Genomic DNA, 13,006 nt, shown 5'->3' with positions numbered 1-13,006 from the left:
AAAGCTCGAATTTTGTCGAATTGGAATCTGTCGTCCCGGTTGTTATTACTTGCACTGAATTAGGTTTCAAGAATTATCCTTTCGACTGTAGAACTGAGTGTTTTAGATTCCTTACCCAATATCTAAAACCAGCAAAAATGGTGAAGAAAGCCCAGGGTCGGGCATCGGGTCAAATCATCGCCAGAAGAGGGAAGAGGCTGCCCGCGAAGTGGAAGGGGCGAAGAGCGTTGCAGCAGAGATTCCTTCTGAGGTGGATAATGAAGAAACACAGCACAGAATATAATATCTACTGTTTTATAAGCAGTAGCTCGAAACGCCGTGATATATTGTTTTGGAACAAACGAAAACAAGAAATAACGGGCATGCAAAAATCACACATTGCAAGGGTTTACAAACAATGAGAAATATAATATAGTAAAAGTATAATATTTTGCCAACGATGGCAAAATCATAAGTCATTTTTTTATTGGGAGTAGGTATGAATGCTGAAAGTTACGATAAAAGATGTCGCAGAGCGAAGCCGGACTTCTGTACGCACCGTTTCACGCGTGATTAATCAACATCCAAATGTGAAACCATCCACACGCATAAGAGTACAAAATGCAATTGAAGAATTGGGTTTTACGGTGAATTTTGTAGCCAGAAGTTTAAAGGAGCAAAAAACGAATCAGATTGTGGTATTTATTGACTGGCGTCACGGGGAATATTGGGGTGCCTACCATAATGAAGTTTTGAATGAAATCCACCTTCTTGCGAAACACTACAATTATCGGGTGGTTATATCCGCTTCGTCACCGGATAGTTTTAAGCATGACGATAATGATGGGTTTTATCTTGTGAAACATAAACTATGTGACGGTGCAATCATCTTTGACCCTATCAATAATGATCAGCGTGTCAGCTATTTAAAGGAAAGTAATACGCCATTTGTATTAATAGGCGACAGTCAGCATGAGGTTGATTTTTCCTATGTCGGGGTTGATAATTTTCATGTAGGATACCTTGGTGCCCAAACGATACATACACATGGCTATGCATCCACAAAGTTATTTTTAGGAAAAGAGGATTCCATCATTAATCAGAAACGGGCCAAAGGGTTTCAACAGTTTTTTCAGGAAAAAGGCCAGACCGGCGGCGTTTTCTTCGGGTTATCCACCCTGGAAGCAGTATACCTTAAAACATTGGAATTATTGGATGAAAACCATGCGGATTCTTTCTTTGTTTCTGGTGATGAGCGAGCGATTGCGGTATATCTAGCACTTCAGGAGAAGGGAATCAAAATTGGGAAAGAAGCGGGTGTACTTGGCATTGATAATTTGAAAATGAGTGCCTACCTCTTTCCAGGCTTAACAACGATTGCTCAGCCGAAACAGGATATTGCCAAATCTTCATTAACCCTGCTTATTGATCAAATTATGGAAAAACAGCATGAATCGGAGCAAAAAATTCATTACCCTAAACTGGTTAAAAGACAATCCCTCTAACTCAAACACGGTTGCTTGCCTGCTGAAGAGGGTGAACCATATTATTTGTATTTTTATCCGTTAATCATTATATAAACACTATAAATCATTTATTGGAGGTATTATTACTATGCAATACTTAAAAATCAATGAAGAAGTTCAAACAGCGCTGGATGAAGGAAAGCCGGTTGTAGCACTTGAGTCCACCATTATTTCCCACGGTTTTCCTTATCCGCAAAATGTGGAGCTAGCAATGGAAGTGGAAAAAACAATTCGAGAAGAGGGAGCAATACCTGCAACCATTGCTATAATAGATGGGCATATCCATGTCGGCTTGACAGAGGATGAAATTGAGTTGTTGGGTAAATCCCCGGATGCATTCAAAACAAGTATTCATGATATTCCAAAGGTATTATCCAGTAAACAAACCGGAGCAACTACCGTAGCAGCAACAATGTATGCAGCTGAATTAGCTGGCCTGCGCTTTTTTGCCACTGGCGGACTCGGCGGTGTCCATTATGGTGTAAATGAAAGTTATGATATTTCAGCAGATTTGCTAACGTTGGCAAAAACAAAAGTATGTGTGGTCAGTGCCGGTGTTAAATCCATCCTTGATATACCGAAGACGGTGGAGTATTTGGAAACAAATGGTGTCCCTGTATATGGATATGAGACAGATAAATATCCAAGCTTTTATACAAGGGATTCCGGTCTGCCAGTACAAAAAATAGACAAGCAATCCCTGGTCCAATTGCTGAAAACACAGGATGACCTGAATATGAATCATGCGGTTTCCGTAGTTGTCCCTATCCCGGAAGAGGAAGAGCTGGAACCGGAAGTTATTGATAAAACGATTAAGGAAGCGCTGAAAGAAGCCGATGAAAATGGGATATCCGGCAAACAAGTAACACCATTCCTGCTTTCCCGTATTAAAGACCAGACGGAAGGAAAGAGTGTCAAAGCAAACTTTGCGCTAATGATTAATAATGCTAGAACCGCTGCACAGATTGCAAAGGAGTATTATAAATGATTACAGTAGTCGGTGATTTAGTAATCGATATTCTGGTGAAAAAGGAGAAAACCAATCTCGGCACGGATACGGATGGAAATATTCATTTCCGTCCGGGCGGCCAGGCGAACAACGTGGCCTCCTTTGTTCGGCGTGAAGGTGTGGATTGCCAGTTAGTCGGTAAAGTTGGCGACGATCCTTTTGGTAATTATTTAATTGAGGAATCGAAAAAACAAGGGGTCACCCCGCTAGTTACAAAGGATGGAAGTGAAAAAACCGGCTCTATTGTGCTGATGGTTGACAGTAATGATGGGGAAAGATCGATGATAACAGACAGAGGCGCCAATCTGAATCTAGCCGAGGCGGATATTCAGGGATTGGACAACAGTGAGCTTGTCTATTTGTCGGGATATAGTTTTTTTTCGGATTCGACCAAAAAAGCTGCGTTGAAGGTAAAGGAAGAAGCTATTGCATCCAGTATTCCAATTAGTGTCGATCCGAGTTCCACTTACTTTTTGAAAGAAAATAAAGAAGCATTTCTGGATTTTCTGGAGGGTGTCACTTTCTTTTTCCCAAATTATGATGAAGGCGTCCTACTTACAGGTGAGAAAGAGCCGAAAAAAATTATTGAAAATCTCCAGGAATATGTGTCTGTGCCTATACTGACCATGGGTAATAAAGGCTGCCTTTTTTATCAAGGCGATGCGTTAAAGGAATTAGTTCCGCCTAAAGTGGATGTAGTAGATACGACTGCTGCAGGAGACTCATTTGCCGGAAGTTTTCTAGCTACGTACTGGAAGACAAAGGATGTTGTAGAATCAGCGAAACGTGCTATAGCAGTTTCATCTCATACAGTTACTTATTTCGGTGCATTACCCGAATAATAAAGACGAGTCTTATAAAAAAACGTTGGTGTGGAGCAGTACCCCACATTCGGCACGTGAGCCTATTAAACATTTATTTACAATCTCTGAAGCACAATCGCCAAAATTCACCATTTTGCATTGTATATATTTTAACTTTTTGATTCATGGCGTCATACTAATTGAGGTTCAAATTACAGAAGTTGGTTAAATAGTATATATTAAAGCTAAATGTGTTAACGATGTGCCGAACGTGGGCAGTACATTCCCTTCATTTTATTTTTGATGGGATGCACCCGCCTGACAAACGGAAAGTTTTTTAGTGAAAATTATGCACAGTGATTTTGAGCTGTATGATTAATGATATTTTCTTCAAAGTAACCTGAAAGGGGGAAGAATATAATGAATATCTTGTGGGGGCTTGCAGGGATGGTCGCTATTCTTTGTATAGCATTCTTATTTTCTGTTAACCGACGGGCAATTAAGTTTAGGACTATTCTCATTGCCTTGGCAATCCAAGTGTCATTTGCATTCATCGTACTTAAATGGGAAGTCGGAAACAATGTATTAATGTGGTTCACGGATATAGTTGGAAGCGTTATCGAAACTTCTGAAGCAGGTATTAATTTTGTGTTCGGTGGCGTTCTTGAAGGGGAAGGTATTGGTTTTGTTTTTGCTTTCCAGGTACTGCCTGTTATTGTCTTTTTTGCTTCATTAATAGCCGTTTTATATCACATAGGAATTATGCAAGTTATCATTCAATGGCTGGGCGGAATGTTTTCCCGTCTGTTAAAAACAAGTAAGGCGGAGTCTATTTCTGCTGCTGCAAATATTTTTGTCGGTCAAACTGAAGCTCCGCTGGTAGTAAAACCTTATATCGGCCGTATGACGAATTCAGAAATATTTACGGTTATGACAGGTGGACTGGCAACTGTTTCGGGCGCCAATCTGGCCGGGTTTTATGCGCTCGGGATCCCATTGGATTATTTGCTGGCAGCAAGTTTTATGGCTGCTCCTGCGGGGCTTTTGATGGCAAAAATAATTGTACCGGAAACAGAGAAAAGCGAAACAACGGACAAAATAGAACTGGAGAAGAACAGAGACGCGCAAAATGTGATTGATGCAGCAGCCAAAGGAGCCTCCGACGGGCTGAAAATTGCTTTGAGTGTTGGTGGTATGCTGATCGCTTTTATTTCTCTGATTGCATTACTTAACTTAATTTTAGGTGGCGCCGGAGGAATGTTCGGCCTGGAAGGCTTAACCATTGAAAACATATTCGGGGTTATTCTGGCACCAATTGCATTTGTGATGGGTATTCCATGGCAGGATGCCGTTCTGGCCGGTTCTTTCTTAGGTCAAAAACTGGTTGTGAATGAAATGGTTGCTTATACTGCATTTGCACCGGAAATGGTGAATATGACTGCCAAATCAAATATGATCATCAGTTTCTCCTTATGTGGTTTTGCCAATATTGGATCGACCGCTATTCTACTGGGAACGCTAGGAGGAATCGCCCCGCCAAAGCGTTCCACTGTAGCTAAATATGCGATCCGTGCCGTGTTGGCAGGAACGCTGGCAAACCTGATGAGTGGAGCTATAGCAGGGATGTTTTTCTAAAAGCGTTCCAGTTTTCCTTCGATAAAAAGAAAGTGATTGTTAAGCACAGTACTTCATTAAAGTTTGGAGTGCTGTGTTTTTTTGTTGCTAGATTTGTTGGCTCATTCCTGTTTATGCCCAACTCTACGGTCGATTGTGTAAGAGAGGTGTTTCTGCTTTTCATCATTTTCCAAATTATCACCCGATATGTACGTTGGTGCATTGGCATACAGCGCGGCAGAAGGAGTGGAAGAATATTTGGGAAATTAGGGTAGTCTGCTTTTTAGAAGTGCCTGTGACCACCCTCCCCCGAATTTTTTTGTCAATATAGGTTTTGCTGAATCAATTTTTTATACAATTTGTACAAAAAAACGAATACTTTATAATGACCTGGATAATGAAAAAGCTATGGAAATATAGATAAAATATACACTAAGTTTTGATGTAACGGAATAAAAAGAAATTAAATTTATTACAGGTGACAACTTGAATTTGACATTTATCTCATAATAAATGACAATTACAATTAAGTTGTTTTAGACGAAATATATTTAATATTCTGATTCAAAATTTTCCAATATTATGAATTGGTGTCTTATAGCTTTTCTGTTTTATTGTCAATTAATTCTTTTCTTCTTTAACGGTTGGATAAACGAATTGTAAATAGTGAATACTAATTTTACGCTCCGATAATAGCATCTTGTATTCGCTTACAACATGATGTAAGCATTTATGTAATTAAACCAGACAAAAAGAATGAATTTTTTACAAAATACTGATTGACTGTAAGTTATTGATGAGTTATAATATCATAAATTGTCAAATTGCTTTGATGCGATAAAGCAATAAAAATTGAATATACACCATGGAAAACAGGTGAAGAATTTAAAAAAGAGGAGAGCTTACATATGGGGGGAAATAAATTTCGTTTCATTACCGGACTACTTATCGTTTCCTCGCTATTGCTGTTTCTAGCAGCATGCGGGAATGATGATTCTGCTGAAAATTATCCAAATCGTGAAATAGAGACAATTATTCCGTGGGATCCGGGTGGTGGAAGTGACCTGGAAGGTCGGATTGTTACTGATTATGCTTCTGAAGAGATTGGAGAAGAAATGGTGGTTGTTAACGTACCGGGTGTTGGCGGTACAGTTGGGGCGGAGGAATTACTGGAAAAGGATGCAAATGGATACCATATCGGGCAAATTCACGATGGGCATCTTGTGGCACACCATTCAGGCGTAACTGATATAAACTATGATGATTTTGAACCGATCGCTTCCATGACAACATCCTATCAGATCATTGCCGTTTCATCGGAAACAGGTATTGAGTCACTGGAAGATTTCGTGGAATACGGTCAGGAAAATGAAATAAACTTTGGCGGAACAGTCAGCGGTATACCACGTGTTTGGCTGGAGCAAGTCGGACAAGAATTGGATATAGCGTATAATCTCGTCGGTTATGAAGGTATGGGAGAAGCCGTACAGGCGTTGGCGGGAGGACATGTGGAAGCAGTTATTGTTGACTATCCATCTACCATTGAATTTGTTGAAGCAGGCCACATGAACTATATCGCAGTGGGAACAGAGGAACGTCTGGATCATTTGCCAGATGTACCGACATTTACTGAAGCCGGATACGATGTCACATTTGGGCTGAACCGCGGATATGTAGCACCTGAGGGAACTGATCCTGAAATCATTGCGTATTTAAGTGAACAATTCGAGGAGATTGCTCAGGACGAGGCGTTTATTGAAGAGGTAAATTCACTCGGTGTTGGCGTTAATTTTATGAACCAGGAAGAATACACTGATTATTTGGATGAGCAGAATACAATTATAGAACAAACGATTAGTGAGCTCGATATAGAAGAATAGAACTTTAATATTATTTTGAGCTGTGAGAAAAAATTGTTGAATAGTTGAAACTGAAGTATTTATTTATATAATTAGTGCGAGCCGACAAGTGCCAGAAATACTTAATTTTCTTCTATTCCTGCAGTATTAATTATCTTGTCGGCCCGCCCAATATTAATAAATTCATAGGATATTTTATATTGAATTATAAATTATTAACTCCTTTAATATAAACAAAAAGATTGTTAATTAATGAAAAACCAAACAAAATGAAACATAAATTTCCTGTATGTTTGTTGACTGAAAGTTTTGTGTAGGTTATAATATTATAAATATATGATTTTAGATATATCTAAACAAACGCAAAAGTCAGAAAAAACAGAATAGGGAAAGGAGTTGAGGTTATGATTTATAGGTCTTTTCGTAGAATTAGCATTTTATTTGTAGTTTTTATTATGGGTGTTCTAATGGTTGCATGTGGGAACGAGGATTCTATTGAAGATTACCCTGACCGGGAAATTGAGATGGTGATTCCATGGGATCCGGGTGGTGGAAGTGATATTGAAGGTAGGGTAGTGGCTGAACACTTGGAAGGTGACTTGGAGGTATCTGTTGTACCTGTAAATGTACCAGGAGTTGGTGGAACTGTTGGAGCTGAAGAACTATTAGAAAAAGAGGCTAATGGATACCATATAGGACAGATACATGAGGGGCACCTTGTAGCTCATCATTCGGGTATCACTGATATTAATTATGATGATTTTGAACCAATTGCATCAATGTCAGCATCTGATCAGATTCTCACTGTATCAAGTGAATTGGGTATTGATTCTTTTGATGAGTTTGTTGAATATGGAAAAGAGAACCAAATTGACTTTGGAGGAACAGTAAGTGGTATTCCGCGTATTTGGGTAGAACAGATAGGCAGGGAATTGGACATTAACTATAATCTGGTTGGCTATGAAGGTTTGGGTGAAGCAGTACAGGCACTGGCTGGCGGGCATGTGGATGCAGTTGTCGTTGATTATCCATCAGCGGCGGAGTTTGTCGAAGCAGGGCATATGGAATTTATTGCGGTGGGAACAGAGGAACGATTAGAGGATTTACCGGATGTTCCTACACTGGCAGAATCAGGTTATGATATAACAATGAGAATAAACCGCGGATATGTAGCGCCAGAGGGAACTGCCCCGGAGATTATTGAGTTTTTAAGTGAGAAGCTTGAAGAAATTGCAAATAGTGATGAATACATTGAAGCTATAAATAACCTTAACGCAAGTGTTAACTTTATGAACCACGAAGAATACACAGACTATCTAGATGAACAAAGCACATTAATAGAAGAGACTATTGCTGAAATTGATATAGAAGAATAGGCTATAAGGAAGGGGACGGTTTCCTGACAACGTCCCTGTTCTATATTGCAGTAGCATTAAGGAGGTCACCATGGGTGAAATAGTAATCGGATTTTTATTAATCCTGCTGAGTGCACTCATATATTTTAATTCCGGAGATTTTCCGCAGCTGAATGAGACGCATCTGGATCCCGGATCTTATCCAAAATTGATAGCTGCATTATTATTTTTATTATCATTGATGTTGATTATGAAACAGATTGTAACTTTAGTAAAAACAAAAGAATTTGGCTTCAAAAATGGATTCATGAATTTCCTTCAAAAACAGTGGAATGAATACAGGTTGGTCATTTTCATGCTGGTTGTCCTCGGATTATATATATTATCTTTGGATATCCTCGGGTTTATCGTATCTACCATTATATTTATTATTGCAGCGGGCATACTCATCGGCCCGATAAAGAAAAAGAATGTCATTACCATCAGTATTATCTCTTTTATCATGACATTCGGTGTTTATTTCTTTTTTGAAAATGTATTATACGTCAGATTCCCGAATGGGATTTTCTTTTAGTTTTTCACAAAGGGTTGATGAAGATGACAGATTTATTTGTACTTGGCGTAAGTGAAATTTTTCAGATAGATATTTTAATCGTTATACTACTGGGTGTTATTGCCGGCATCCTGGCAGGACTGATTCCCGGTTTTACGGTGACCATGGCAATCGTACTTACACTCCCGCTAACATTTGGCATGGAGCCAATCATGGGGGTGGCAGCAATGATTGGCGTTCTCGTCGGAGGTATGTCTGGCGGACTTATTACGGCAGCATTGCTTGGAATCCCCGGCACCCCTTCAGCAGTAGCTACTACATTTGATGCCTATCCGATGTCCCGGAAAGGGCAGCCCGGAAAAGCCTTATCGCTGGGAATCTGGGCATCCTTTTTAAGCTCGATTGTAAGTCTTGTAATTCTTATAGCGATCGCTCCGCAGATAGCCAATCTCGCATTGGAATTTGGTCCATGGGAAATGTTTTCCTTAATCATAGCTGCCTTAACGATAATTGCCAGTGTGACGGGAGAGTCGATTCTTAAAGGATTAATTGCCGGGCTGTTTGGACTCTTGATTGCTACAGTCGGTGCAGACCCGATTGCAGGGATCACCCGTTTTACATTTGATATCGGGGTACTGCGTGCGGGTATACCATTTCTTGTCGTACTGATTGGTATGTTTGCCATTTCCAGGTTAATGAATTCTGTGGAACGGACGGAATTAAATAAGGATGTGCAGCAAAAACAGGAAGATAAAATAAAAGGTATGCAATTTGTGTTGAAACCAAAAGAAACGTTTCTCTCAGTGATAAGAAAACCGGTCAACCTGATTCGGTCATCAGCAATAGGCGCCATTATCGGTGCCATTCCGGGTGCCGGGGGAAGCATTGCAAATATCATTGCTTATGATCAGGCTAAAAAATGGTCGAAGGAATCTGAGAAGTTCGGGAAAGGGCATGATGAAGGCGTCGTGGCTTCAGAAGCCGGAAACAACTCTACTGTTGGCGGTGATTTGATTCCCACGATTGCGCTGGGAATTCCAGGTTCAGCGGTAACAGCAGTACTGCTTTCGGCCCTTATGGTGCACGGGATCAATCCGGGTCCGCTATTAATTACGAATGAGCCGAATCTAGTCGGCGGCATGTTCTTGGCATTTTTGGTTGCATCTTTTTTCATGTTGATCACCCAGTTTCTGGGCATTCGGCTGTTTGTCCGGGTAACCGAAGTACCGACACAATATTTAGTTCCACTGATCATGGTGTTGTGTGTGACAGGTACATTTGTTTTAAATAACCGGATCACAGATATTTATCTGTTGTTTGTAATCGGGATTGTTGGTTATTTATTTACAAAATATAAATTTGCCTTGGCTCCCATTATTATCGGAGTTATTCTTGGTCCGATTGCTGAAGTGAATTTACGCCGGGCGTATATGGCAGATCCGGATTGGACACTCTTCTTATCGCGGCCGATTTCATTGGTGTTTTTGATTCTTGCGGTGCTTTCTATCGGGTTTACGATTTGGCAGAGCAGGAGGATGAAAAAAAGAGAAGTTTAGGAATAAAAAATTGATGTACAACATTATAAAATAACCCATCAAGGGAGCGGCTTACATCAGAGCCGGAGATAACCACCCTAATTGCTAGCCAGATTTATATGCTTGCAGGGTGGTTATTTTTTATGGATTGACTGTACTGCTCCGATCAAGTGCTGCATGAAATTAGAAGGGTCAAAGACTCTCGAATTCCTTCATCATATCTGGCTCATCCCCTACAAAAAGGGAGTGAGCCCCACCGACGAAAGCCTTTTTGTATATCTATTGCCTTTTGGACTGAGGACAGGTATTTGTCAGTGAAACTATGCTTGACTCTGTCCACTTCTTCCATTATCTTTTACCTAATACATAGATTGTCAGGGGAGAGTGGGAACGTGAAGCAAACAGTAAAAAATATAGTTGTTGAAGAAAAAGATATCGATGGCCTAAACCATGTGAACAACAGTGTTTATCTGAATTATCTGGAGCATGGAAGGGAAGCGTGGTACATGGAACACGCCGGGTATTCCTATGACGATTTTCACAAGGCAAATTTAGGTACGGCAGTGTTGAGGATCGATATCATGTATAAAAAAGAAGCGGTGCTTCATGATAACTTGCGTGTCGTGACGACACCTGAAAAGCTGGGTAATACAAGTTTTGTGTTTGAGCAGAAAATACTGGATGAAAAAGATGAAGAGGTATGTGTGGCTACAATTACCAAAGTAATGATTGATTTTACGACGAGGAAGAGCAGGAAGGTTATTAAGGAGATTGCTAGGAATTTTTAAGCATAAAGATATAGGTTAATTGACTGGGGGGGACATATTTATGAAAATAAAAAAAACAAAAGACGAACTGCGGAGTGTCAGGTGGCTGGATGCAGGTGATTTCAGAAGTTTTAATCACCGTTCCAGAATGATGCAAATGGGATTTGATTACGATGACTGGGAAGGAAAGCCTATCATCGGGATTTTAAATACATGGTCGGATATTAACCCTTGTCATCATCATTTTAAAGAAAGAGTAGAAGATGTAAAAAGAGGTGTTCTCCAATCTGGCGGACTACCTATGGAAATACCTTGTATGTCGCTTTTTGAAAGCATGAATAAACCATCTGCCTTATTGTATCGAAACCTTTTGGCTATGGAAGTAGAAGAGTTAATTCGTTCCTATCCGATTGATGGCGTTATTTTAATGGGCGGCTGCGATAAAACAACACCTGGTTTAATGCTTGGTGCCATAAGTATGAATATACCGGCTGTATTTGTGCCAGCGGGTCCTATGTTACGGGGGAATTACAGAGGGGAAACGCTAGGTTCCGGGTCAGATGCTTTTAAATACTGGGATGAATACCGCGCAGGCAATATAGGTGAGTGTGAACTTGCAGGAATATGTGCTGGAATTGCTCGAAGTCCCGGTACCTGCATGACGATGGGAACTGCAAGTACAATGACTTCAGTTGTAGATGCGATGGGGATGACCATTCCAGGAGCTTCTTCCATCCCCGCTGTAGACACTGCACATAATCGCATGTGCGCGGCGGCCGGGAGAGGGGTTGTGGATTTAGTATGGGAAGATATAACCCCGAATGATATTTTAACAAAAAATTCCTATGAGAATGGCATCATAGTTGCTATGGCACTGGGAGGTTCTACCAATGCCATCATCCATATTCTTGCTATGGCTAAAAGGTCACAGCAGGACATTAGCATGGATGACTTTGACCGTATCAGCAGGGAGATACCGGTGATAGCAAATATTAGACCGAGTGGAGATACTTATGTGATGGAGGATTTTTATTATGCTGGCGGTATCCTTGGGATGATTAACCGGTTAAAGGATCACATGTTTCTACATGAAAAAACAGTTACCCGGAGAACTATAGGGGAAGTCATGGGGGAAGCGGTAATTTATAATGATGATGTGATTCGACATCCTGAAAACCCTGTTTATAAGGAAGGCTCGTTAGCTGTACTTAAAGGAAACCTGGCCCCTGACGGGTGTGTGATGAAAGCAAGTGCTGCCAATCCAAAGTATTTACAACACTCCGGTCCTGCTGTAGTTTTTGATGATTATGATTCATTGAAAGCTTTTTGTAACGATGAAAATGCCGATGTGGCAGAAGATCATATTATTATTTTACGAAACGCAGGTCCAAAGGGTGGTCCTGGTATGCCTGAATGGGGAATGCTGCCAATTCCTAAAAAATTATTGAAAAAAGGTGTCCGGGATATGATTAGAATATCAGATGCCAGGATGAGCGGGACAAGCTATGGATCCTGTATTTTACATGTGGCCCCTGAATCTTTTGTTGGAGGTCCGTTAGCACTAGTACAGACTGGAGATGTTATATCGATCGATGTTGATCAGCGATCCATTCATATGGAAGTTTCTGAAGAAGATCTGGAAAAAAGGAAAACGGAATGGAAGCAGCCATCGCCACGCTTTGAGCGAGGATTTGGTTGGATGTATCAAAGGCATATCCTGCAGGCAGACCAGGGATGTGATTTTGATTACTTGGAAACAGGCTTTGGTGCTCCTGTGAAAGAGCCGGAAATACATTGATATTTTATAGATAACAGATTTAGCAGGTTAAGGTTGCAGTTTTTTATAGAGAGACTATAGTCTTATTCAGTTAGTTCCAGGCTTATAGAAATTGACCTAAGAAAATGTCAAATTTTCTTAGGTCAACTATCATTTCAATTTTATAATAAGTAAATCTTCATTTTTTGACTATCTGTTTAAAAAAGTATTCAGGCTTACCACCATAAGA

10 protein-coding genes are annotated in these 13,006 nt (G+C 40.3%); all 10 read left to right on the top strand.

Translation table 11 applies throughout. The features are described from left to right. The first annotated feature begins 482 nt into the window (after positions 1–482). Positions 483–1,484 (top strand): LacI family DNA-binding transcriptional regulator, encoded by a 1,002-nt coding sequence (locus ACDX78_RS15255; protein WP_486029017.1) that lies wholly within the window; start codon positions 483–485, stop codon positions 1,482–1,484. Between the two features lie 109 nt (positions 1,485–1,593). After that, positions 1,594–2,493 carry a pseudouridine-5'-phosphate glycosidase gene (locus ACDX78_RS15250; protein WP_486029016.1) on the top strand — a complete coding sequence of 300 codons (900 nt, stop codon included), beginning with the start codon at positions 1,594–1,596 and terminating at the stop codon, positions 2,491–2,493. Further along, entirely contained in the window at positions 2,490–3,356 is an 867-nt protein-coding gene (locus ACDX78_RS15245; protein ID WP_486029015.1) for a carbohydrate kinase family protein, read from the top strand. Before ACDX78_RS15250 ends, ACDX78_RS15245 begins: the two co-directional genes overlap by 4 nt. A 381-nt stretch (positions 3,357–3,737) precedes the next feature. Next, entirely contained in the window at positions 3,738–4,952 is a 1,215-nt protein-coding gene (locus ACDX78_RS15240) for a NupC/NupG family nucleoside CNT transporter (protein ID WP_486029014.1), read from the top strand. 887 nt (positions 4,953–5,839) lie between these two features. Beyond that, entirely contained in the window at positions 5,840–6,811 is a 972-nt protein-coding gene (locus tag ACDX78_RS15235; RefSeq protein WP_486029013.1) for a Bug family tripartite tricarboxylate transporter substrate binding protein, read from the top strand. A gap of 383 nt (positions 6,812–7,194) precedes the next feature. Further along, on the top strand, positions 7,195–8,166 hold the full coding sequence (locus tag ACDX78_RS15230; protein ID WP_486029012.1) for a Bug family tripartite tricarboxylate transporter substrate binding protein: 972 nt from the start codon (positions 7,195–7,197) through the stop codon (positions 8,164–8,166). Positions 8,167–8,236: 70 nt separating this feature from the next. Next, complete coding sequence (locus tag ACDX78_RS15225) at positions 8,237–8,719, top strand: tripartite tricarboxylate transporter TctB family protein (RefSeq protein ID WP_486029011.1); 483 nt, start codon at positions 8,237–8,239, stop codon at positions 8,717–8,719. Positions 8,720–8,742: 23 nt separating this feature from the next. Then, a complete protein-coding gene (locus ACDX78_RS15220; protein WP_486029010.1) occupies positions 8,743–10,254 on the top strand; it encodes a tripartite tricarboxylate transporter permease in 1,512 nt (503 codons plus the stop codon). A 371-nt stretch (positions 10,255–10,625) separates the two neighbouring features. Beyond that, on the top strand, positions 10,626–11,021 hold the full coding sequence (locus tag ACDX78_RS15215) for an acyl-CoA thioesterase (RefSeq protein WP_486029009.1): 396 nt from the start codon (positions 10,626–10,628) through the stop codon (positions 11,019–11,021). A gap of 40 nt (positions 11,022–11,061) precedes the next feature. Further along, entirely contained in the window at positions 11,062–12,798 is a 1,737-nt protein-coding gene (gene araD / locus ACDX78_RS15210) for an L-arabinonate dehydratase (RefSeq protein ID WP_486029008.1), read from the top strand. The last annotated feature ends 208 nt before the right edge of the window (positions 12,799–13,006 follow it).

Origin of the sequence: Virgibacillus oceani (genome assembly GCF_041521345.1) — a bacterium.
GTDB lineage: Bacteria > Bacillota > Bacilli > Bacillales > Amphibacillaceae > Virgibacillus_N > Virgibacillus_N oceani_A.
The sequence above is the reverse complement of the archived record's forward strand: the minus strand, read 5'-3'. Positions and strand labels throughout refer to the sequence as shown.